This window comes from Thermovenabulum sp. (assembly GCF_049701175.1).
Lineage (GTDB): Bacteria > Bacillota > Thermosediminibacteria > Thermosediminibacterales > Thermosediminibacteraceae > Thermovenabulum.
This window is the reverse complement of sequence record NZ_JBNATW010000001.1, coordinates 1-23,862: the sequence shown is the minus strand read 5'-3', so window position 1 is coordinate 23,862 and position 23,862 is coordinate 1. Positions and strand designations below refer to the sequence as shown.

General features: G+C 36.5%; 21 protein-coding genes, 1 other RNA gene and 1 pseudogene. 18 read left to right on the top strand and 5 right to left on the bottom strand.

Annotation, left to right across the window (positions count from 1 at the left end; genetic code table 11):
• Positions 1–97: 97 nt before the first annotated feature.
• The 17 genes and pseudogenes from ACPLVF_RS00115 to gltX all read left to right on the top strand — a co-directional run bounded on the left by ACPLVF_RS00115 (position 98) and on the right by gltX (position 18,607).
• Positions 98–988, top strand: coding sequence for a phosphate ABC transporter substrate-binding protein (locus ACPLVF_RS00115; protein WP_424905787.1), 891 nt, complete (start codon positions 98–100; stop codon positions 986–988).
• Positions 989–1,137: 149 nt separating this feature from the next.
• Positions 1,138–2,013 carry a phosphate ABC transporter permease subunit PstC gene (gene pstC, locus ACPLVF_RS00110; protein ID WP_424905786.1) on the top strand — a complete coding sequence of 292 codons (876 nt, stop codon included), beginning with the start codon at positions 1,138–1,140 and terminating at the stop codon, positions 2,011–2,013.
• Positions 2,010–2,870, top strand: coding sequence for a phosphate ABC transporter permease PstA (gene pstA / locus ACPLVF_RS00105; RefSeq protein WP_424905785.1), 861 nt, complete (start codon positions 2,010–2,012; stop codon positions 2,868–2,870). The genes pstC and pstA overlap by 4 nt, the downstream gene beginning before the upstream one ends.
• 252 nt (positions 2,871–3,122) lie before the next feature.
• Entirely contained in the window at positions 3,123–4,211 is a 1,089-nt protein-coding gene (gene fbp / locus ACPLVF_RS00100) for a fructose-1,6-bisphosphate aldolase/phosphatase (RefSeq protein WP_424905784.1), read from the top strand.
• 425 nt (positions 4,212–4,636) lie between these two features.
• Positions 4,637–6,139 carry a sodium-dependent transporter gene (locus tag ACPLVF_RS00095; RefSeq protein WP_424905783.1) on the top strand — a complete coding sequence of 501 codons (1,503 nt, stop codon included), beginning with the start codon at positions 4,637–4,639 and terminating at the stop codon, positions 6,137–6,139.
• A 244-nt stretch (positions 6,140–6,383) separates the two neighbouring features.
• Positions 6,384–7,133, top strand: a complete 750-nt coding sequence (locus ACPLVF_RS00090) for an arginase family protein (protein ID WP_424905782.1) — start codon at positions 6,384–6,386, stop codon at positions 7,131–7,133.
• A 43-nt stretch (positions 7,134–7,176) separates the two neighbouring features.
• Positions 7,177–7,980, top strand: coding sequence for an S-methyl-5'-thioadenosine phosphorylase (locus ACPLVF_RS00085; protein WP_424905781.1), 804 nt, complete (start codon positions 7,177–7,179; stop codon positions 7,978–7,980).
• 33 nt (positions 7,981–8,013) lie between these two features.
• The gene (locus ACPLVF_RS00080) at positions 8,014–8,661 is read left to right on the top strand and encodes a class II aldolase/adducin family protein (RefSeq protein WP_424905780.1); all 648 of its coding nucleotides are present in this window, start codon (positions 8,014–8,016) and stop codon (positions 8,659–8,661) included.
• Positions 8,662–8,722: 61 nt separating this feature from the next.
• On the top strand, positions 8,723–10,312 hold the full coding sequence (locus tag ACPLVF_RS00075) for a HEAT repeat domain-containing protein (RefSeq protein WP_424905779.1): 1,590 nt from the start codon (positions 8,723–8,725) through the stop codon (positions 10,310–10,312).
• Between the two features lie 55 nt (positions 10,313–10,367).
• Positions 10,368–11,561 carry a methionine adenosyltransferase gene (metK, locus tag ACPLVF_RS00070; RefSeq protein ID WP_424905778.1) on the top strand — a complete coding sequence of 398 codons (1,194 nt, stop codon included), beginning with the start codon at positions 10,368–10,370 and terminating at the stop codon, positions 11,559–11,561.
• An 83-nt stretch (positions 11,562–11,644) separates the two neighbouring features.
• A complete protein-coding gene (locus tag ACPLVF_RS00065) occupies positions 11,645–12,115 on the top strand; it encodes a hypothetical protein (protein WP_424905777.1) in 471 nt (156 codons plus the stop codon).
• A 114-nt stretch (positions 12,116–12,229) separates the two neighbouring features.
• Positions 12,230–13,618 (top strand): annotated as a pseudogene (locus ACPLVF_RS00060) (AAA family ATPase); the annotation flags it as partial.
• Positions 13,619–13,773: 155 nt separating this feature from the next.
• Positions 13,774–14,307, top strand: coding sequence for an ATP-binding domain-containing protein (locus ACPLVF_RS00055; protein WP_424905891.1), 534 nt, complete (start codon positions 13,774–13,776; stop codon positions 14,305–14,307).
• A 12-nt stretch (positions 14,308–14,319) separates the two neighbouring features.
• Positions 14,320–15,111 (top strand): ATP-dependent sacrificial sulfur transferase LarE, encoded by a 792-nt coding sequence (gene larE / locus ACPLVF_RS00050; protein WP_424905776.1) that lies wholly within the window; start codon positions 14,320–14,322, stop codon positions 15,109–15,111.
• A 16-nt stretch (positions 15,112–15,127) separates the two neighbouring features.
• Positions 15,128–15,898 (top strand): nickel pincer cofactor biosynthesis protein LarB, encoded by a 771-nt coding sequence (gene larB / locus ACPLVF_RS00045; RefSeq protein ID WP_424905890.1) that lies wholly within the window; start codon positions 15,128–15,130, stop codon positions 15,896–15,898.
• The gene (larC, locus tag ACPLVF_RS00040) at positions 15,879–17,048 is read left to right on the top strand and encodes a nickel pincer cofactor biosynthesis protein LarC (protein ID WP_424905775.1); all 1,170 of its coding nucleotides are present in this window, start codon (positions 15,879–15,881) and stop codon (positions 17,046–17,048) included. Before larB ends, larC begins: the two co-directional genes overlap by 20 nt.
• Positions 17,049–17,131: 83 nt before the next feature.
• Positions 17,132–18,607 (top strand): glutamate--tRNA ligase, encoded by a 1,476-nt coding sequence (gene gltX / locus ACPLVF_RS00035; protein ID WP_424905774.1) that lies wholly within the window; start codon positions 17,132–17,134, stop codon positions 18,605–18,607.
• 12 nt (positions 18,608–18,619) lie between these two features.
• Here gltX and ACPLVF_RS00030 read toward each other — a convergent pair whose 3' ends face one another.
• On the bottom strand, positions 18,620–19,438 hold the full coding sequence (locus tag ACPLVF_RS00030; protein ID WP_424905773.1) for a sugar phosphate isomerase/epimerase family protein: 819 nt from the start codon (positions 19,436–19,438) through the stop codon (positions 18,620–18,622).
• Positions 19,439–19,543: 105 nt separating this feature from the next.
• Between ACPLVF_RS00030 and ssrA the strand changes: the two genes are divergently transcribed.
• Positions 19,544–19,893: a transfer-messenger RNA gene (gene ssrA, locus ACPLVF_RS00025) on the top strand.
• 812 nt (positions 19,894–20,705) lie between these two features.
• Here ssrA and panD read toward each other — a convergent pair.
• Genes panD through ACPLVF_RS00005 form a run of 4 tightly spaced genes read right to left on the bottom strand, consistent with a single transcriptional unit; the run spans position 20,706 to position 23,580 of the window.
• Positions 20,706–21,092, bottom strand: a complete 387-nt coding sequence (panD, locus tag ACPLVF_RS00020) for an aspartate 1-decarboxylase (RefSeq protein ID WP_424905772.1) — start codon at positions 21,090–21,092, stop codon at positions 20,706–20,708.
• Between the two features lie 5 nt (positions 21,093–21,097).
• Entirely contained in the window at positions 21,098–21,943 is an 846-nt protein-coding gene (gene panC, locus ACPLVF_RS00015) for a pantoate--beta-alanine ligase (RefSeq protein WP_424905771.1), read from the bottom strand.
• The gene (gene panB, locus ACPLVF_RS00010; RefSeq protein ID WP_424905770.1) at positions 21,943–22,737 is read right to left on the bottom strand and encodes a 3-methyl-2-oxobutanoate hydroxymethyltransferase; all 795 of its coding nucleotides are present in this window, start codon (positions 22,735–22,737) and stop codon (positions 21,943–21,945) included. The genes panC and panB overlap by 1 nt, the downstream gene beginning before the upstream one ends.
• A complete protein-coding gene (locus ACPLVF_RS00005) occupies positions 22,738–23,580 on the bottom strand; it encodes a Rossmann-like and DUF2520 domain-containing protein (protein WP_424905769.1) in 843 nt (280 codons plus the stop codon).
• Positions 23,581–23,862: the final 282 nt, after the last annotated feature.

The window sequence follows — 23,862 nt, the reverse complement described above, 5'->3', positions numbered from 1 at the left end:
TTTATAGCACAGAGTTTACAATGCACCTTTACAATTTTTAATGTAGGGTAATTTTAAAAAAGAAAGTGGGAAAATAAAATTGGAGGTGCATTGTAAAGTGTTAAAAAGAAAAAAAGAAAAGGTGTTATTAAGAGGAAAAATTTTATCGATTTTATCATTAGTTTTAATTGCTGCATTGCTTTTTACTGCCTGCACCAATAGGGGACAACAGGGAGAGCAGCAAAAAGCTACGGGTACAATAATTGCAGCTGGTTCAACGGCAATGCAGCCCTTGGTGGAAGAAGCAGCGAGCCAGTTTATGTCGAAAAACCCGGGTATTCAAGTTCAGGTCCAGGGTGGAGGAAGCGGAACAGGGTTAAAATTGGTATACGATGGGACAGTGCAAATAGGAAATTCTGATGTGCCTGCTGAGGAAAAGTTGGATAAAGAAAAAGCTAATGAGCTTGTGGCACATAAAATCTGCGTTGTGGGATTTGCTGTAATAGCAAACCCCAATGTGAAGGTTGACAATTTGACAAAATCACAGCTTATAGATATCTTTACAGGCAAAATTACCAACTGGAAAGATGTAGGTGGGGATGACCAAAAGATTGTTGTAATCAATAGGCCAGCAGGGTCAGGGACAAGAGCTACTTTTACAAAATACGCCTTAGATGGAAAGGAAGAAACCCAAGGAGTAGCTTTGACTCAGGATTCCTCAGGCACTGTCAAAAAAGCGGTTTCGGAGACCCCCGGTGCCATAAGCTACATTGCACTTTCATATTTAGATGGTTCGGTTAAAGTAATGAAACTTGACGGTGTAGAGCCTACCAAAGAAAACATCATAGAAGGCAAGTACCCCGTATGGTCCTATGAGTATATGTACACAAAAGGTGAGCACACAGGAATAATAAAATCCTTTATCGATTATATGAAGAGCGATGAAGTAAAGCATATAATAGAAAAATTAGGTTATATACCTATAAGTGAAATGAAAGTTTCAAGATAACGAAAAAGGCCGGGAATAGAATGTTCCCGGCTTTTTATTAACATTTTCTTAACATTGATTTAACATAGTATAAATGCAGGCCTGTTAAAATAAAAATATAAATTGTAAATCCCAAAGGAATTATCACCTTAAAAGGAGATTTTTTCGATATGAAACCTAAAGTAATGGACAAATTCGGCAGGATTTTTTCCTTTTTATGTGCGTTGATATCCGTTTTGATAACCCTTTTTATAATAGTATTTATTTTTTATAAGGGCAGTAAAACCTTTGTTATAGACAAAGTACCTGTTGGCAATTTTCTTTTTTCTGCTTACTGGAACATGGAGGAACAGAAGGGACAAGTAGGAGCCCTTGCCTTTTTGCTCGGTTCGATTTCTGTTTCCTTGCTTGCACTGCTTTTCAGCCTGCCGTTGAGCCTAAGTATTGCTATTTTTATGTCTGAAATATCGAATAAAATTGGCGATAATTTTCTTCAACCTGTTATAGAATTATTTGTCGGAATTCCGTCAGTAGTATACGGATGGGTTGGCCTTAGTGTCCTTGTGCCTTTGATTAGAAAAATTTTCGGTGGAACTGGATTTTCTTTGCTTACGGGAGGTATTGTCCTTGGTATAATGATTTTTCCTACCATAGCGAGCATTTCTGCCGATTCCTTAAGAACGCTACCTCGGGACTTAAGGGAAGCCTCCTTAGCTCTGGGGGCTACCCGATGGCAGACTATTAAATATGTTTTATTGCCTGCAGCCCTTCCTGGTATCCTAACAGGGATTATCCTTGGGCTTGCAAGGGCTTTTGGAGAAGCCCTTGCAGTACAGATGGTCATAGGAAACAGCGTGCGAATCCCCGATTCTCTGATAAATCCCATTCATACTTTAACGAGCGTTTTGACAATGGAAATGGGCAACACCACTTCGGGGACCCTTTGGAATGACGCTTTATGGTCCATAGCTTTGCTACTTCTAATTATTTCTCTAATATTCATTGGATTTATTAGGCTTTTTGCCAAGAGGAGGGTTTTTAGGTGAACCCAAAATTGGAAGATAAAATTGTAACCTATGTGCTGTATTTTTTTGTAATTTTCGCGGTATTGCTTTTAGCTTTTATTATTTTTTATATAATAGGTTCAGGGTTTAGAGCAATAAGTTTGGATTTTTTAATTTCTTCTCCTAAAGCCTTTCAAGCCGGTGGGGGAATAGGGCCTCAAATAATAAATTCCTTCTTAATACTATTTTTGACATTGATTTTGACAGTGCCTTTAGGAATCGGAGCAGGTATTTACCTTGCCGAATATACGAGGGAAAATGTTGTTACAAATGTAATCAGGTTAAGTATCGAAACCCTATCCAGCTTACCTTCAATAATAATAGGATTGTTTGGGCTATTGGTATTTGTAACAACCTTTGGTTGGGGATTTTCAATGATTTCTGGTGCTATGGCACTGACGGTTTTAAATTTGCCTGTTATGACAAGGGTTACGGAAGAAGCACTTAGGGATGTGAAAAGGGATTTAAGGGAAGCAAGCTTTGCTTTAGGCGCTACAAAATGGCAGACTATTACACGCGTGGTCTTGGTAGCAGCGGTGCCGCGGCTTATTACGGGTATTATTCTCGCTTCTGGCAGGATTTTTGGAGAGGCTGCGGCTTTGATTTTTACAGCGGGTATGACTTCTCCAAAAATTAGCTTTAGCAATGCCTTTAATATTTTCAGGCCTGCAGAAACCTTGGCTGTCCATATTTGGAAGGTTAATTCTGAAGGCATCTCCCCTGATGTTCGACGAATTGCAGACGGCTCTTCGGCTGTATTAATTTTAATTGTTATCGTATTCAATTTTCTGGCAAGATTTATAACAAAGAGGTTGTACAAGAGGTTGACGGGAGCTTAATAATTAAAATAATTAATTTTATATAAAATGGCCCAAAGAAATGGGTCATTTTTATTTTAACAGATATTAATTTTAGCAATAAATTTCTTAAAATAATAAAAAATGAAGCATTTATTACAAAAGTTGAACAATTATACTATATTATATTTTAAAATAGTGCTATAACATATTTGCCATAATTAAAAATATTATATACTATATAAATATTAGAGCAATATTTTATATTAATTAAAAAATAGGGGGTAAATCTCAATGTCGAGAATAACTTTTACCGTCATAAAGGCTGATATAGGTGGATTTATCGGGCACAGCAGCGTACATCCCGACCTTATAAAGCACGCAGAAGCTTTTTTAGATGAAAAGGGAAGAGATGTATTAGTAGATTTTAAAGTGGCTTATGTGGGTGATGATATAAACCTTATAATGACTCACCAAAAGGGTGTTGACTGCGAAGAAATACATAAATTGGCATGGGACACATTTTTGTCATGTACCCAATTAGCTAAGCAATATAAGCTTTACGGTGCTGGGCAAGACCTTTTATCAGATTCTTTTTCCGGTAATATAAAGGGAATGGGGCCGGGAGTTGCTGAGATGGAATTTGAGGAGCGTGCCAGCGAACCGGTTATCGTTTTTATGGCGGATAAGACGGAACCCGGGGCGTGGAATTTTCCCTTATATAAAATATTTGCAGATCCTTTTAATACTATAGGACTCATCATAGATCCTAAAATGCATGATGGTTTTGTTTTTGAAATTTTAGATACCGTTGAAAATAAAAAAATGGTATTTTCCTGCCCGGAGGAAATTTATGACCTTTTGGTTTTCTTAGGTGCTTCAAACAGGTATGCAGTAAAGGCGGTTTACAATAAAAAAGGGGAGCAGGCAGCTGCTTCCTCAACACAGAGAATGAATTTAATGGCGGGAAGGTATGTGGGTAAGGATGATCCTGTATTAATAGTTAGGTGCCAAAACGGTTTCCCGGCTGTAGGTGAAGCGTTAGAGCCCTTTGCTAATCCTCACCTTGTAGCAGGATGGATGAGGGGATCACATTTTGGACCTTTGATGCCTGTATCCTGCGAGGATGCTACACCTACACGTTTTGACGGGCCGCCCCGAGTAGTAGCTTTAGGGTTCCAGGTTACAAACGGCAAATTGATAGGTCCTCAAGACTTATTTAAGGATAAAGGTTTTGACAGAGCACGGCAGAAAGCTTTGGAAATTGCTGACTATATAAGAAGCCTTGGCCCCTTTGAACCGCATAGGCTCCCCCTTGATGAAATGGAATACACCACCCTCCCGCTGGTAATAGAAAAAATGAAAAGTAAACTAAAAAAATAAAAAAGCCCTTTGGGGCTTTTTTTATATCGGTATAATCAATGTTATAAGAAACAATTAAGAATAAATTAAAAATTCTATAAATAACATAAAAAAATATTGAAATTTAGTGTAAAATAATTACAATATAATAAAATATGATATTAAAATAATAAAAATTTAACATGATAAAATTTGAAAAATAGAATTATAAATAGTAAAATATTCTGAAAATGCAAGTTGTTACAAAAATATCAAATAAAAAATTTTATCAAATAATAAAAAATAAGCAGGAATATTCAATAAAGTGTAGAAAATATATAATAATATAAACTGGGTAGTCCAGTTTGATTAGATTATTAGAAGGGGGATGAGAAGGTTTTTTCAACCACTTCATCTTATTTAATATTAATTTACTAAATTATCATTTTTAAGAGGGAGGGAAAATAATGACCGAAAAGCGTGAAGAATGGGGAAGCCGTATTGGATTTATATTGGCTTCATTAGGTATGGCTGTAGGCACAGGTAATATTTGGCGCTTCCCGCGAATGGTAGGTACAAATGACGGAGGAGCCTTTTTGATTGCCTATTTGATAGCAAACCTTGTCTGGTCTGCACCTTTAATTATGCTCGAAATATCTATTGGTAAAACTACAAGGCTCGGTACTATTGGTGCTTTCAGAGACTTCATGGGTAGAAAGAATACCTGGATCGGTGCATGGATAGGATTTACCTGTCTTGCAATAATGTTTTATTATGCTGTTGTCTTGGGTTGGGCATTAAGGTATTTTGTATATGCATTAACGGGTGCTTTTAAGGTGGGGATGGATTCGGAGGCTTTATGGAATAGTTTTATCCATAATCCTTCCCAAACCATTTTATTCCAGTTTATTGCTGTGCTCATAGGTGGTTTTATAGTATACAGAGGGGTACAGGGTGGACTGGAACTTGCTAACAAAATAATGATTCCGTCACTTTTCGTTTCTCTTTTGATTGCTGCAATTTGGGCTATAATGCAGCCGGGCTCAGGCTTAGGACTTCAGTATTTGTTTGTTCCTAATTGGTCAGCTTTAGGTAATCCAAAAGTGTGGCTTAATGCTTTCGCTCAATCCTCATGGTCTACAGGAGCAGGCTGGGCACTGATGCTGACTTATGCAAATTACATGAAAGAAAAGGACGATATAGGTGTTAACAGCTTGATGATAGTGTTCGGAGATGCCTGCGGCGCGATGCTCGGTGCTCTTGCGGTGCTTCCTACCGTATTTGCACTTTCGGCAACACCGCAGGCGGCTATGGATGCATTAAAAGCCGGCAATACCGGTCTTACATTTATATACCTTGCAAAACTTTTCCCCACGATGCCGGGAGGACAGATTGTTGCAGCTATATTCTTCCTTGCGCTTTCCCTTGCAGCTTTGTCTTCTCTGCTTCCTATGATAGAAGTAGGTGTTAAAAACTTCATAGATGCAGGTTTTGATAGGAAGAAAGCTACATTGATTATTTCAATAGGAGGATTTATACTTGGTATACCGTCAGCATACAGTATAAACTTCTGCGACAATCAGGACTGGGTATGGGGCGTAGGGCTCCTTATAAGCGGTCTATTATTTGCAATTGCAGCTTACAAATACGGCATTGAGAGGATTAGGACAGAAATCATCAACAAGACCAGCGATATTTACATCGGCCGCTGGTGGACTTACTGCATCGCCCTTTTCCCTGTGATGTTTGCAATACTTTTCGGCTGGTGGGTTGTCCAGGCAATCAGCTGGTATCCCGACAACTGGTGGAACCCCTTTGAGACCTTCAGCGTAGGAACCATGGTGGTGCAGTGGGTAATTTCGGCAATTATTTGGTTTGCACTCAACAACTGGCTCGCAGATTGGATCAAGGCAAAATCTCCGCATATAACCGTTGATGTTACAAAATCCGCTGCTAAGGAGGCGAAGTAAATGAACGCTCAAACCGCCTTTTGGATGATTGTAATGCTTCTTATTTACTTCGGAGGTTTCACATATTTTGCAAATATCGCCTCAAAATCGGAAAGAAATAAATAATTTTTGAAGAATCCTCAAGAAAAAGGGCTTTCCTTACGGAAGGCCCTTTTATTTAATATTAATGAATATTGTTGTATAATAAAATTACGCTTATTAGTAATTTGCATTTTTTACTAAATTTCCAAAGGGGGAATAAGCCTTGCCCGAAGTTAATGTCTTATGTTTTGATGAGACGTTAAATGGGCAAAAAAGGCTTCTAAAAAGGGCACAGCACCTTTTTGACTTTGGGAATTTAGAAGGTATAAGATTTCTAATGGAAAAATACAAAATTGAAGAAATAAAAAACAGGTTAAAAATAAAGATGCCGTGCATAACCTACTTGGGCCCCGGTGATTTTCACCATTTTACCAAGTTAATGATAGAATTGACCCGTCAAAAGCCTATTTTAGTTTTAATAGACCATCACTCCGATATGTTTGAAAGCCCAAAGGGAGTAATAACCTGCGGTTCATGGGTAAAAGACCTTTTGAAGGAAAAAAATATAGAAAAGTGCATTATTATAGGTTTAAACAGGAAGGACTTTGAATTTTTAAAAACTAATGAATTTAAGAATGTAGTTTTTATTCCTGAAGACTTACCCCAAGAAATAAGGCTTTTTTATTTGATGAAGGAATTGACCAAAAACAATGCACCCATATATATAAGCATAGATAAGGATGTTTTATCTAAAGATTATGCGGTTACAAATTGGGACCAGGGCACGATGACTTTAGATGAGCTTTTGGAAATTTTGGAGGTTGTTGCAAAAACAAAAAGGCTTATAGGTGTTGATGTATGCGGTGAGTGGAGGTCGGGATACACTCTAATGAATGGGGCGGAAAGAGAAAAAACACTAAAAAATGAAGAAACCAATATAAGAATATTAGACAAACTTATAAAAGTATGGTAAAAAAATAATTATAAAGAAAAATATAAACAAGGAGGTAGGTTTTATGGATATTCGCGCCGATGTTGCTGTTATTGGAGGAACGGGGTTTTATGCATTTTTGGATGATGTAAAGGAAGTTACAGTAGAAACCCCTTACGGTCCTCCCAGTGATAAGATTGCCATCGCCAAAATTAAAGATAAAACCGTTGCTTTTTTGCCGAGGCATGGAAAAGACCACAGGATTCCTCCTCATATGATAAATTATAGGGCTAATATCTATGCATTAAAGCAGCTCGGTGTTAAAAGGATTTTAGGGCCTTGCGCGTCTGGAAGCCTTCAACCCCATATAAAACCAGGCGATTTTGTGATTTGCGACCAGTTTGTAAACAGGACATGGGGCAGAAAGGATACATATTACGATGGACCAATTACCACCCATATAGGTGGGGCGGAGCCTTATTGCCCAGAACTTCGAAAAATTGCTATTGAAGTGGCGAAAGAAAAGGGCCTTCCCGTTCACGAAAGGGGAACTGTGGTAGTTGTTCAAGGCCCACGGTTTTCTACTAAAGCTGAAAGCAGGGAGTTTTCAAGCCATGGATGGGAAGTAATAAACATGACGCAGTATCCAGAAGTAGTGCTTGCAAGGGAACTTGAAATTTGTTATGCTAATATCACCCTTGTTACAGATTACGATGTAGGTCTTGAAGGCCATCCGGATATTGAACCGGTAAGCCACGAGATGGTGCTTAAAGTTTTCAATGAAAACATAGGAAAGCTTAAGGACCTTATTTATTCAATAATAGAAAGGATTCCCGATGAAAGAAACTGCAGATGTGGGGAAGAATTAAAGCATGCCCGCATGGGCTAAATTAAATAAAATTTAAGGTAGGTGCAACTTTAAATGCTGCTTTTAAAGATAAAACAGATGGTTGTAGAATACGGAGAAAAAATTGTAAAGGAAGGATTGGTTGTAGCTACGTGGGGGAATATAAGTGCACGGGAAGAGGGTGAAGAGATTTTTGTGATTACGCCCTCCGGTATGAATTACATGACCCTGGAACCGGAAGATATCGTAACCGTAGATATTAATGGAAACCAGGTATGCCCGGGCAGAAAACCTTCTGTAGAGACCCCTCTTCATGCCGCAATATATAGAGCAAGACCTGATGTGGGAGCAATTATCCACACTCACAGCACCAATGCAAGCGCTTGTGCAGCAGCGCGAGTTGAAATACCTTGTATAATGGAAGACCTGGCTTCTATGGTGGGAGGGCCTGTCAAGGTCGCAGAATACGCCCTTACTGGCACTGAAGAGCTTGCTCAAAATGCTGTCAAAGCTTTGGGTGATAGAAATGCTGTACTTCTTGCAAACCATGGTGTAGTAAGTGTTGGCAGAAATTTAGAAGAGGCGTTTAGAATAAGCTTGCTGGTGGAAAAAGGGGCAGAAATATTCTTAAAATCCAAAATCCTTGGAGGTCCCATAGCTTTAAATGAAGAGGAAGTAAAGTATTTAAGAGAATTTTATTTGAAATATTATGGGCAAAAATAGAAAAATATAATATAATAATTTAAAAGCATTTACCTTAGTGGTTTTAAGGAAGGAGTATGAAATGCCAAAAAAAACCTTTGAAATTTCTCCCAAGGTTGACTACAGCCTTTTAATAAAAAAACAGATTTTAGAGTTTCTTGAAGGATTAAAAGGGAAGGATTACACTATAAAAGAGTTAAATCGTTCGATGAAAAAGTTGTTTAAATGGGGGAAAATGGTGGTGCCAGTTTGTTTGTCAAAACTTAAAGAAAGCGATGAAGAACTGGCACCAATAGTATGTTATGCCCTTGAATATGCAAATGATTATTCACTTATAAATCCCCTTATGGACATACTAATAATGCCCAACGTTTCTGATAGGGTAAAGACGAGGATATTATCGGTGCTTGCTCATTACGGGGTTGATGCAAGTGAATTGCCGTTAGAATATATTTTAAGGGATTATAATAGGATCACAAAAATCTCTATGATGGAGATGATTGAAGATATAAACAAGGATTATTTTTTACTTCCCTATGTCCTTGAGGACCTTCAGGATTTTCCGTTAGAAGCGAGGTTATCATATATTTACGATATCGGCAGTTATAGAATGGAAAAGGCTATTCCAATTTTAGAAGTCCTTGCGAAAGTAGATGAAACTTTGGTCGCAGAAGAGGCGGTAAAAGCTATCAGCAAAATAAAGTCAGGGAAGGCTTTATTTGTTTTAAATAGGCTGTTGAAAAAAGTGAAGGATGAAAAGGTAAAAAAAATAATTGAAAGGGAAATATTGAGGTTAAAATTTTCCGGTATTTCTGAGATACCCTACGAACGCCCTTTCAAGATAAAAGAACCGTTTAAGATATTGCTAACATCCATAGACGGTCTTGGGAGCAGAGCTCTCTGGATAGTTTGGAAGCATCCCTTAATGAAAAGAAAATACTGTTCTGCCAGTTTTTTATTGAATTCTGGTTTGGGAATTAAAGATTGTTGGAGTGTTTCTCGGCTAAGTTTAAAAGAGTTTAAAGATTCGGTAAAGGATCTTGCAAAAACAACTGTTATAGTAGAGACCTCTGGAGAATACGCTTTAAAACTTCTACAAGATGCTTTGCACAATAATTATAAATCGGATAATCCTTTACCCTATCAGTTTTACTTTTGGCAAGGGCTTATAGAAGAAAGCTTATCAACGGAGATTGTACCAACTCCTTATGAGCCGGACTTTAGCGATTATGACAAAAATGAGATAAAATTCGACCACAATTATCTTATAAAGACCTTTGACCTTTTAAGTTACCCAATTTTCGAGGACTGGTTTTTTTCAGAACCACAAGTTTACGATTATGCTGAAGAGTATAAATCTAAAAAGGGATTTTTTATAAAAAAGCTTACATTGGATAAAACAGAAAAATTATTTGCTAAATTTACTGAAGAAGTTGTTCTTCCAAGGATAAACCTTTTAAAAAGGATGTTAGAGCTTTCAGCCGATTTTCTGAAGCTTTTGGATGAAAAAGAATTGGTAAAAGTAGTGCTTTCAGCCCTGTATAATCTTGATATGGAACCCCTTTATTATCATCCTTTTGTACAGAGGATAATCATTGAGAGCCTAAAAGTTGCTTTGACTAATATGAAGAATGGATTCGATATGAGGTCGAACCCTGATGTCTTTGATTAGTTCTAAGCAATTTACTAATATATTTTAGGGAAAGAAGTAAAAGGAGGTATGGATTTTGTCAAAGAGATATCTTTTCACATCAGAATCAGTAACAGAAGGGCATCCTGATAAAATTTGCGATCAGATTTCTGATGCAATACTTGATGCCATATTGGAAAAAGACCCTATGGCGAGGGTTGCATGTGAAACCGCAGCTACAACCGGTCTTGTTTTGGTAATGGGTGAGATTACCTGCGAATGCTATGTGGATATTCCCAAAATAGTAAGAGAAACAATAAGGGAAATTGGTTATACCAGGGCAAAATATGGTTTTGACTGTGATACTTGTGCTGTGATAACGGCTATTGACGAACAATCACCCGATATAGCAATGGGTGTAAATACAGCTTTAGAAATTAGGGAAGGAGAATTTCAAGACGAACTCGATAAAATCGGAGCAGGAGACCAGGGAATGATGTTCGGGTTTGCTGTCGATGAAACTCCAGAGCTTATGCCGATGCCTATAATGCTTGCCCATAAGCTTGCAAGAAGGCTTGCAGAAGTAAGAAAGACAAAGCTTTTGCCCTATTTGAGGCCTGATGGCAAAACCCAGGTTACTGTAGAGTATGAAGATGGAATGCCTATTAGAGTGGATAAAGTGGTGGTTTCTGCTCAGCATAAATCCACAATAGACCTTGCTACTTTAAAGCAAGATATAATTGAAGAGGTCATTAAAAAGGTAATTCCTGAAGAACTTTTGGACAAGAATACCAAGTTTTACATCAACCCGACGGGAAGGTTTGTAATAGGAGGACCTCATGGAGACTCCGGGTTAACTGGCAGAAAAATTATAGTTGATACTTACGGAGGTTATGCAAGACATGGAGGAGGGGCATTCTCCGGTAAGGATCCAACAAAAGTGGACCGTTCTGCGTCTTATGCAGCAAGATATGTTGCAAAGAATGTGGTTGCAGCAGGGCTTGCTAAAAAGTGCGAGGTTCAAGTAGCCTATGCAATCGGTGTTGCCCATCCGGTATCTATCATGGTTGATACCTTTGGAACAGGAGTTATTCCTGATGAAAAAATTAAAGACCTAATAGTAAAACATTTTGATTTACGTCCCGGTGCTATTATAAGGGATCTTGACCTCAGAAGGCCGATTTATCGCCAAGTTGCAGCATACGGTCATTTTGGCAGGACAGATCTTGATGTTCCTTGGGAGAAAACCGATAAAGCTGAAATATTAAGAAAAGAAGCCAGCAGCCTGTAAAGGGCTGCAATTTTTTTTCACTTTTTTTATGATTGTTGAATATAAATAATATATAAAACAGAAATTTTGGGGGGCTATAAAAAATGTCTATGGAGTTGATTGTAGATAAATACGGAATTTTTGTAATAATTTTTTTTGCTATCATAGGAATACTGTATATTTTTAATTTACTGAGTCTATTTTTGATGAAAAGAAATAAGGCTCAAATTTTACCAAAATTATTATTACTTGTTAAAAATGCACAGAATGAAATAGAAGGGATTATCAGAAATTTGGTCAATATGGGTTTGTTAGAAAGGGTGGAAGAGGTTAACGTAATGGACTTGGGGTCTGAAGATGAAACGGTAGAAATATTAAATCGCTTGTCCGAAGAAATCGGTATAAATATAATCTTAAGTAAAGAAGGGGTTATAACAGAAGTTTTTAATTACCCTTATATTATTATACTTGATTTGAGAAGGTTAAGTCCTTGTGAGGCTATGAGTTGTCTTTTATCAAATTTTAAGGAAACAAGTAAAATTAGGACGAATTTCCCAGAAATTTTAGGACCTTAGTCGCGTTTATTTTACAAAATTTTTATTTTAAAATATGAAACCAGAAGAGGACCCTAAACCAAAATTTAGTGCCCCCCTTTCTTTCTGAAGAAAGGCCCAAAATAAGTCTTATTTATGGGCCTTTTTTATTTTTTTAAGATAAATCTCGATTTTATTGCCAAAAAACATAAAAAATGTTATAAAAAATTAAAAGAAAAAGAGATTATAAGGAGAAATACTATGGATTTTTACAGCAAGGATGAGCTTACGGCGATTTATAAATTTCTTTCTTCAGGACTAATAAAAGGCATTGGAATCTCTACAGCTAAAAAAATAATCGGCAGGTTCAAAGAAAAAACCTTGGAAGTTTTAGAAAGTAAACCCGAAAAATTGATGGAGATTGATGGTATAAAAAAGAAAAAATATGAAATTATTAAAAAATCCTTAGACGAGTATAAAGGGGCCATAAAGGTTATCGTTTTTTTAAAAAAATATGATATAAGTATTGAAAGCATTCTAAGGATTTACGATATTTTTAAAGATGATGCTGTACTCTTAATAAAAAATAATCCTTATTTATTAATAGATATACCCGGCATTAATTTTATAACTGCCGACATGATTGCAAAAAACATGGGGATTCCTGCTGATTCTGATATTAGAATTGCTGCTGGTATAAAGTACATTTTGCGAAAGGCTTTAGAAGAAGGGCATGTTTTTTTACCCGTGGATGAACTTATTTTACTTTTAAGCCGATTACTTTCCGTAGATAAAGAAAAGTTATGTTACATAGTGGATAAAGCGTTAAATCAAGGCTTCATAGAAGATGTAGTACTTGTAAAAATAAGAGATGAAAGCAGGGTTTACTTGAAATCTTATTATTTTATGGAAAAAAGCATTGCAAAAATGCTATCCGAGTTAAATCAAGAAAAAGATCCAATAGAAATATCCCCACAGGATATTGAAAGCATTGAAAAAAAAGCAGGAGTGAGGCTGGCAGAAAAGCAAAGAGAAGCCCTTGTGAAAGCTGCTCAAAACAAGATATTAATTATAACCGGAGGTCCGGGGACAGGAAAAACTACCCTTATCAAATGCCTTACCGAATTTTTTAAAAGCAAGAAAATGAAGGTTGCACTTTGCGCACCTACAGGTAGGGCTTCAAAAAGAATGGCTGAAGCTACTTCCTTTGAAGCCGTGACCATTCATCGGTTGTTAGAGTATAATTCGGAGGCCTTTGAAGGTTTCGGAAAAAGTAAAGAAAATCCGCTTGAAGAAGATGTAGTAATTGTTGATGAAACATCGATGGCGATGTAAGTTTAATGTATCACTTACTTTCCGCATTAAAAAAAGGAGCAAGGATAATCCTGGTTGGAGATAAGGACCAGCTTCCTCCTGTAGGTCCGGGAAGTGTTTTAAAAGACCTTATAACAAGCGAGAAAATTGAGACGGTATTTTTAGACCAAATTTTCAGGCAAGCTAAAGAAAGCCTGATTACTGTTAATGCCCATAGAATAAACAGGGGTTTAATTCCCTTTTTGAATAAAAAAGATAAAGATTTTTTCCTGCTGCAGGCAGATACTCCAGAAGAGATTTTAGAAAAAATAATAGAATTGGTAACGGTTAGGATTCCCCAATACGGAAATTTCGACCCAAATGAAGACATACAGGTAATAACTCCTATGAAAAAAACCTTAATAGGTGTCGAAAACCTAAATAAAAAACTTCAGGAGGTATTAAACCCAGGGACTAAAGATAAAAAAGAATTGGTTTACAATGGTGTAGTTTTCAGGGAAAAGGATAAAGTGATGCAGATTAAAAATAATTATCAAAAAGAGGTTTTTAACGGAGATGTAGGAAAGATTGTGGAAATAAAAAATAACAACGAAATAGTAGTAGCCTATCAGGATGTATATGGATTAAGAGAGGTAACGTATAGGGAAGAGGAAAAAGAGGAAATTACTTTGGCCTATGCCCTTTCGGTGCACAAAAGCCAGGGGAGCGAGTATCCGGTAGTGGTTATGCCCATTTCTTTTGCGCACTATCCCATGCTTGACAGAAACCTTTTATATACTGCTATAACCAGGGCAAAAAAACTAATGGTTTTAGTAGGGACAAAGCAGGCTCTGTTTTATGCCATAAAAAACATAAAGAAAATAAAGAGAAATACCGGTCTAAGAGATTTTTTAAAAGAAGAATATGGAGAAATGAGATAGGGGGTTACTTTAATGGAAGGAAAATTTAAGGAGTTAGAAAACTATATAAAAAACTTAAAAAAGGTTTTAGTTGCTTTTTCGGGTGGAGTTGACAGCAGTTTTTTATTAAAGGTTTGTATTGATACCTTAGGAAGGGAAAACGTGTTAGCGGTAACAGTAAATATGCCTGCAGTGCCAGGTAGAGAATTGGAGGAAGCCCGGGAAATTGCGAAAGTATTAGGAGCCAATCATTTGGTGATTAATGCTTTAATGCCGAGCAAAGAAAAAATTTATGAAAATCCTCCCGATAGGTGTTATATATGCAAAAGGGATCTATTTTCGGAATTAATCGAAGTGGGAAGGACAAAAGGAATATTTAATGTTTTGGATGCCAGCAATGCTGATGATGAAAAGGACTATAGGCCGGGGCTGAAGGCCTTACAAGAATTAAAGATAATAAGTCCTTTAAGAGAATTAAAATTTACAAAGGAAGAGATTAGATTTTTTTCGAAAAAATTGGGACTTACTACTGCAGAAAAACCTTCCTTTGCCTGCCTTTTTACCAGGTTTCCTTATGGAGAAAGGATAACAAAAGAAAAGCTTTTAATGGTTGAAAAGGCCGAGGATTTTTTAAAGGATTTAGGCTTTACTCAATACAGGGTTAGAATGCATAATAATTTAGCAAGAATTGAAGTTTTTGATAAGGATATAGAGAAATTTTTTGACAAAGAGTTAAGAGAAAAAGTTGTAAAAATTTTTAAAGAAATAGGTTTTAAATATGTTTCCCTTGACTTAGAGGGTTACAGAATGGGAAGCATGAATTAAAAACATAGGAGGGGGAATTTTGGATTTAAAGGATATTTTATTGAAGGTCAGAAAGGGCCAAATAGAAATTGATGAGGCTTTAGAAATTTTAAAATATCTTCCCTTTGAGGATTTAGGTTTTGCAAAAATTGATTTTCATAGAAGCTTGCGAAGGGGTGTGCCTGAGGTAATCTTTTGCCAGGGCAAAAAAAAGGAGCAGATAGTTAAAATAGTTGATGCAATGATGAAAAAGGGATCAAACATTATGGGCACGAGGGCTTCTGAAGATGTAGTGTTGGAGTTAAAAACTATTACGGAAAACGTACAGTATTTTAAAGAGGCAAGGATATTTTACATTGAAAATAAGAGAGTTTTAAAAAATAAAGGGAAAATCGCAGTAGTATGTGCAGGAACGTCAGATATTCCCGTAGCTGAAGAAGCAGCGGTTACAGCAGAAATTTTCGGGAATAAGGTTGAAAGGCTTTACGATGTGGGTGTTGCGGGTATACATAGGCTCTTTATGAACTTGAATGTTTTAAATGAAGCCAATGTAGTGATTGTGGTTGCCGGTATGGAAGGGGCTTTAGCAAGCGTGGTAGCGGGAGTTATTGATAAGCCCGTGATAGCCGTTCCAACGAGTGTGGGTTATGGTGCAAATTTCAACGGGCTTTCCGCCCTCCTTACAATGCTCAACAGCTGTGCCGGAGGTATAACCGTTGTTAACATTGATAACGGGTTCGGAGCCGGATTTGCTGCCCATTTAATAAATCGGTTAGGAGGCATAGAAGATGAAGATACTTTATCTTGATTGCTTTTCGGGGATTAGCGGGGACATGTTTTTAGGAGCCTTGCTTGATTTAGGGGTAGATGAAGATGAGTTTTTAAAAGAAATTAAAAAAATCCCTTTAGAGTTTGAGATAGAGATAAAAAATTCTTTTAAAAATAGAATAAAGGGTAAAGATGTATATATCAGAACCCATGAACACCATCCTCATCGAGGGTTAAAGGAAGTAGTAGAGATAATAGAAGAAAGCGCAATTAAAGAAAATGTAAAGGAAAAAGCGATAAAGGCCTTTGAAAAATTGGCTGAAGTGGAAGCAAGTATACACGGGGTTTCAAAGGACGAAATACACTTTCATGAAGTAGGAGCTATTGATTCAATTGTGGACATAGTCGGGGCCTTTGTTTTGGTGGATATGATTTGCCCTGATAAAATATTGTTTTCACCTATTAATGTGGGAAGCGGTACCGTAAAATGCGCTCATGGCATTTTGCCCGTTCCTGCCCCTGCTACTTTGGAACTTTTAAAGGGTGTCCCCATTTATTCTAAAGGCGACGGGGAATTGACCACCCCTACCGGTGCGCTGCTTGCAAGCTTTTTATCTTCAGGATATGCAGAATTACCTCAAGGAATTTTAATAAAATCAGCATACGGCTTTGGGAAAAAGGAAAGGGAAACTTTAAATGCTCTCAGAGCTGTGTTAATAGAGACAAAAGAAAAATATGAAGACGAAGAAGAAAGGGACGAAGTTTATGTTATAGAAACCAATATAGATGACATGAATCCCCAATTTTACGATTCTGTAATGGAAAAGATTTTTAAAAAAGGCGCGGTGGACGTTTTCTTGACACCTATAAATATGAAAAAAGGAAGACCTGCTGTTAAACTTTCATGCCTTTCACCTTTGGATAAAAAAGATGAAATTATCAATACTATATTTAATGAAACAACAACCATTGGTGTAAGGTTTTATAAGGTTGGAAGGGTAAAATTAAAAAGGCATTTTGAAAAAGTTAAAACCTCCCTGGGAGAAATAACAGTTAAGTTTGCAGGTAACGGGAAAGATATTTCAAAAAAGATGCCCGAATACGAAGAAGTTAAAAAAATAGCTGAGGAAAAAGGTATCCCTGTTAGGTTAGCATATGAAAAAATCTGTTATGAAATAAATAGAAATTAAAGAAAAATGATCGATATTTGTTCAATAGTTCTATCAAGTATGTTATAATTTTCAAGGATAATAAAGAAGCGGGAGTGTGTAAAATGGAGGGAAAGGTTAGGGTAAGATTTGCGCCAAGTCCTACGGGTAGTTTACATATAGGCGGCGCAAGAACTGCACTCTTTAATCTATTGTTTGCAAGGCATAACAACGGTTCATTTATACTTCGTATAGAGGATACGGATACGGAAAGATCTACAGAAGAATCCGTGAAACAAATTATAAGGTCCCTTAAGTGGCTGGGGCTTGATTGGGATGAAGGCCCGGACAAGGGAGGGGATTATGGGCCGTACTTCCAATCCATGAGGCTTGAGCTTTACAGAAGGGAAGCTCAAAGGCTTGTTGATGAAGGTAAAGCCTATTACTGCTACTGCACCCCTGAAGAACTTCAGGCTAAAAGGGAAAAAGCTCTAAAGATGGGGAAAGCCCCGAGATACGATGGCTGCTGCAGGAATTTAACGAGGGAAAAAATAGAGGCCTTTGAAAGGGAAGGGAGAAAGCCGGTAATAAGATTAAAAATTGAAGAAGAGGGACAGACCGTAGTTGAAGATATAATTAGAGGAACTGTTGTTTTTGAAAATTCTGTTTTGGATGATTTCATCATAATGAAATCTAACGGCATACCGACTTACAATTTTGCCTGCGTTGTGGACGACCATGCTATGAAAATTACTCATGTAATCAGGGCAGAAGAGCATCTTTCTAACACGCCAAAGCAGATAAAGGTTTACGAAGCCTTGGGTTATGAAATGCCTAAATTTGCCCATGTGCCAATGATACTGGCACCTGACAGAAGCAAATTGAGCAAGAGACATGGTGCAACATCGGTGGAAGAATTCCGCGACCAAGGTTACCTTGCTGAAGCTATTGTAAATTACCTGGCACTCCTTGGCTGGTCTCCTGAAGGCAATGAGGAGATATTCGGTTTGGAAAAAGCCATAAAAGAATTTACATTGGAAAGGGTAAATAAAACCGCAGCCATTTACGATGTAAAAAAGCTTACATGGATAAACGGGCATTATCTGAGGGAACTTGATGCCGGCTATATTACCGATCAAACAATACCCTTTTTAATTAAAAAGGGAATAGTAGATGAAAAGGAAGCAAAGCAAAAATACGAATATATAAAAGAAACGGTAGTGCTTTCAAGGGATAGGGCAAGAACCTTGGATGAGCTTGCGGATATGATAGCATTTTTCCTAAAGGATTTTGATGAATACGAGGAAAAAGGCGTTAAAAAATATTTTGAAGATATAAAAACTGCACAGCTTTTGGAAAAAGCAGCGCAAAAATTAGAAGGAATAGACGACTTTACAAAGGAAAATGTTGAGTCAAAAATCAGGGAATTGGCAGAAGAAATGGGTATAAAAGCCGCAGAAATTATCCATCCCACAAGACTTGCCGTAACGGGAAGGACCGTAGGGCCCGGCCTTTTTGAAATCCTTGCCCTTTTAGGAAGGGAAAAAACCGTAGAAAGGCTTAGAAAAGCAGCTTTATGGATAAAAAATCGCGCACAATAAGCGGGGGAGTTTTTACCCCTGCTTATTTTTGTATAATTTCGTTATTAACTTTTCTTCAACTATGGACAGATTTTCCCTGGCAATTTTCAAAAAATCTTCGGGTTTTAAGCATTTGACATCATCTTTTGTAGCGCATATTTCTAAAGATAAAGCACCGTTATAATTTTGTGGGAATAATTCTATATATTTATCCCAATTTATAGTTCCCTTCAAGGGTATAAAATGATTATCTTCTTTCCCATTATTATCTGATATGTGAGTGCATAAAAGTTTATCCTTCCAATTTTCCAATGCGGCGAATTTTCCCTTACTGGTAAGCCAATCGTGGGATGTATCATGGCAAAACCCTAAATTCTCATGATTTATGTTTTTAAATATATGATCTAAATACTCATTTTTCCTTGTATTTTCTAAAGCAATTTTTATTTTTAACTCCTTAGCTTTATCAACAATTTTTAACAGGTTTTTTATTCCCTTTTCGTTTGGCGAAAAAGGAGGGTTATTTTCTACATGCATTACTACCAAATTAATATTATTTTCAGCACACTCCTCGAGCCATGAAAAATATTGTCTAATTATGCCATTTTCGACTTCTTTTTCGTTAATCCATAAAAGGTTACAATCATCATAAGGAAAGTGGATGTTATCAATGATAAGTCCCATTTCCCGTGTTAATTTAGGCATATCACTTCTTCCAATTTCGTCTTCATCTTCCCACCATAAGGATATCGCATTAAATCCCGCTTTTTTTATAAGTTCTACCCTTTTTTTAAAGGGCATGATATAACCAAACCATGAGAAAATCCCCGTTAAAAAATTATTCTTTCTCAAAAATATTCTCCTCTCAAATTGTTCGCACATGTGTTTGTATTTTGTATTGCTTAATGACAGTAATTATTATATAATATATATGCAATAAAATAAAAAATTTTATACGGGGGCGTTTGGTTTCGACGGGGGCAGCGGAGATAAAAGCTGCAGGTCGAGCTTTCCGACTCGTTAAACCGGAAGCACTGAATAAGTGCCAACGAAGAATTAGCACTTGCTGCTTAATTAACGCAGCACGCCCTTTTTGAAAGTGCCCGGCTTTCAAAAAAGGGTGTCAAAACACCGGGCTTTTCTCTAAAGGTTAGCTTTGGCCTTTAGGGAGAACTAAAACAAAGCTGGCCGGTTTTCAATCCTGCCCTTGGGAGTGAAACCGGCGAGAAGCAAAACAAGGGATAAACCTGTAGAGGCTTTTATCGATGTGCCTTCGGACAGGGGTTCAATTCCCCTCGCCTCCACCAAATCTATACTATGATTTTGATACAATAGCCTTGAAGCATAGAGTTTCAAGGCTTTTTGCTTTTTTATGAAAATTTTAATAAAAATATGGAAAGTAAATAAACATAAATATTAGGTATTGAAAGAAGTAGCAAAAAGTGAATAAAAAAATCTAAATATTTAATGTAAGTTTTGAATAATAGTCGGCTTTTTTTAAAGACTCACTATAATATGTCTATTTAGCCCTCTAATAACTTTTGGTAATGGTTAAATTGATGCCAGGTAAAAAAATTGTTGGAAGAAAAATAATATTTCTTCCAATATAGTTACAAGATGGGTTAGAGAATATAAACGAAATAATGAATCTACTATTAAATAAAAATCAATTAACAATAAATTACAAGTGTTTTTTGCAAGAGGAAATTCCCCAATATTGCAAAGATTTTTCCCCAGGCACCGGTGGGGAATTTTCTTTCCCATAAATGGGTATTTTTATTTTACCATTCACACGCTGCCAAACTTCTCACGAAGCCACCACATCTATAGGTGGTCGGTAGTTCACTGATGTGATTTATTGAGGGAAATGCTGTTAGAATTTAATTTAATTTAAAATGTATGTATATTTTTACGTCATTCTTATATTACAAACGCTTCCGCTAATCTTACCGCTAAAACCGTAAGTGCTGAACTAAACGGCGCAAAATATGGGTCATTAAAAAGCATGTAAGTCATTGTATTGGCGGATAGGATGAGTTCAAGGCCAAAAGGGGTTAATGGGGGTAAAAGATAAGAAGATAAGGAAGATAATAAATAATTGTGTTATCAAACCCACCTTTTAACATATATACTTTGAATGTTCCTCTTTATCTGAAAACTTTGTTATTTTGTTTTTCTCATCAACAAAGATAATCTTTGGCGTCTGAATTTTGTACTCATCCATTGTAAGTAAGCAATATGACATTATTATGACTTTGTCTCCAACCTGAACCAAACGAGCGGCAGCACCATTTAATGATATTATTCCACTTCCCTTTTCACCTTTTATCACATAAGTCTCAAATCTCTCGCCATTGTTTAGATTGACGACTTGGACCTTTTCATTCTCCAAAATTCCCGATGCTTGCATCAAATCTTCATCAATAGTGATGCTCCCAATATAGTTTAAATTAGCTTCTGTTACAGTAGCACGATGAATCTTTGATTTAAGAACCTCAATTAACATCTTCATCAGACCTCCACGATTACGTTGTCTATAAGTCTTGTGTTTCCAACAAAAACAGCAAGTGCTATTAAAACTTTCCCCTCTATTTTTTCAATCCTTTCAAAACTATCTGAATTAACAAACTCAATATAATCAATTCTTGCTGATTTTTCTCTCAAAATCAACTCTTCCATAGACTTCTTAATTTTGGCTACATCTCTTTCGCCCTTCTCAATAAGTTCTTTTGCTAAAAGCAAAGACTTATATAAAACTGTTGCAGACTTTCTCTCTTCAAGGCTTAAATAAGTATTTCGTGAACTCATCGCAAGCCCATCTTTCTCACGAACAATCTCACAAGGTACTATTTCAATATCAAGATTCAGGTCCTTCACCATTTGCTTTATCACTGCAAGCTGTTGAGCATCTTTTTGGCCAAAATAGGCCCTATCAGGTTTTACAATATTAAAAAATTTCAATACAACAGTTGCAACGCCATCAAAGTGTCCTGGGCGTGACTTTCCGCACATAATTTCTGTTATCTTTTTTACAGATACAACTGTGTTGAAATCATCAGGATACATCTCTTTTACAGAAGGATAGAATATATAATCAACCCCTTCTTTTTGTGCCAAATTTTTGTCTCTTTCAAAATCACGAGGATATCTGTCAAAATCTTCATTGGGCCCAAACTGAATAGGATTTACAAATATACTCATTACTGTTATATCATTTTCACTTTTTGCCTTCCTTACCAAACTCAAATGTCCCTCATGTAAATATCCCATTGTTGGCACAAAGCCAATAGTCTTTCCTTCTTTTTTAAGATTATTCACAATCTCTTTCATCTCTGAGATCTTCTCTACTACAACCATCAGTAGCTATGCTCCTTTCCTGGAAATTCTCCTTTTTTGACCTCATCAATATATCTATTTACCGCATCTTTTATTATACTACCCACCTCAGCAAATCGCTTGACAAATTTAGGTTTGAAATCTTCATACATCCCAAGCATATCATAGCTTACTAATACTTGTCCATCACAATAAGGCCCTGCCCCGATACCTATTACAGGAATTTTCAAACTGTTACGCACCTCTTTTGCTACCCATGCAGGTACCTTTTCCAAAACAAGCGCAAATACACCAATACTCTCAAGCTTTTTTGCATCTTCAATAAGTTTATTTGCCTGTTTTTCCTCCTTTGCTCTTAAATCATAGCCACCAAAGATATTCACCGACTGTGGAGTAAGTCCTAAATGACCCATTACAGGAATTTGAGCTTTAATTACTGCTTCAATCTTGTCTATTACATCATCACAGCCTTCCATTTTCACAGCATAAGCACCTGCTCTTATAAGTCTTCCTGCGTTTTTGACAGCCTCCTCAGGCGTTGTATGATAAGATAAAAATGGCATATCTCCAACAACCATTGAGTATTTTGTTGCTTTTGCTACTGCCTTTATGTGATGCACCATATCCTCCATTGTGACAGGAATTGTTGAATCATAACCCAAAATAACCATTCCTAAAGAATCGCCAACTAACAATATATCAACCATACAGCTGTCAAAAATCTTTGCAAAGGTGTAATCATAGGCAGTCAACATTGTAATCTTTTCGCCTTTTTGCTTTTTCTCAAGCAAGGTTTTGGTTGTGACTTTATTCATTTAAATCCCACCTTTCGACTCTATAAATTTTTTAAGTTTTTCATGCAAGTCAAAATCTCCTTTTTCAAAGATAATATCTGACGCAAGCCTTACAAGCTCCAAAAAAACTTGTTTTTTATCTCCTTCTAAAACTTGGTAGTGTTTTTTTAGTGTTTCAATATCACCCCTTGATGCAGGTCCTGTAAGCGAGTTTAACCTATCTTTTAAAAAATTTTCTATGGATGCAAAAGAAAGGGATTTTATTATCTGAGATATCACATCATCTTCAAAACCAATCTTTTTATACAAGTTATATGAAAAATTAAGAAGGCCTATAAGATAATTTGAAGCTAATGTAGCTGCAAGATGATACTGCACCTTTTCCTCTTTTTTTAGTCTAATATATTTATTCTTCATTATATCAAGTATTCTTTTAGCACATTTTTCTCCCTCTTCATCGCCTTCGTAAGAAAAGATTGCAGCATTCAGTTTATCCACATCAGTTGGATGACCAATTAGAGTCTGAATTGGATGTAATGAAAATTTACCTTTACAATTAGTTTTTATTGCATCAGAACTTAAAGCTCCTGAAAGATGGCCAATACACTTTTCTTTTATCAGATTTTGTGGAAGGTTCTTTGCAACTTCTTCTATAGCTGAATCTGCTACACTTAGAATAATCACATCAGTATTTTTTATAATATCACTAAGGGTTTTATATGCCGTGGTATTTGTAAGTCTTGCTGCTTTTAAAGCATTTTCATATGTTCTATTGAAAAAACCTTCGACATTTAGCCCTTTTTGGATAAAGTATAACGACAGTGAAATCCCCGCACGAGATGCTCCAATAAAACCTATTTTCATTTTAAATATCCCCCATAATTAAAAAAGGCAGAACAGAGTCTGCCTTCCTAATTTGCTAATTTTCTAAAATTCTTATGGCAGTCCCTGTTTTTCAATCAGGGCAGTATTTTTGAAATTTTAGTTTGTTTAAAAAGATCCACTTAAGTATGGCTCGATCTCAAAATCGATGCCATCTTATAATAATTATACCACAATATTTTAAAAAATGACTTAACCCCTTAATTTTGGGATCGCGTCAAGTATTTTTAGGTTTTTTTAAAACTCACCATCTCACCACAAGAT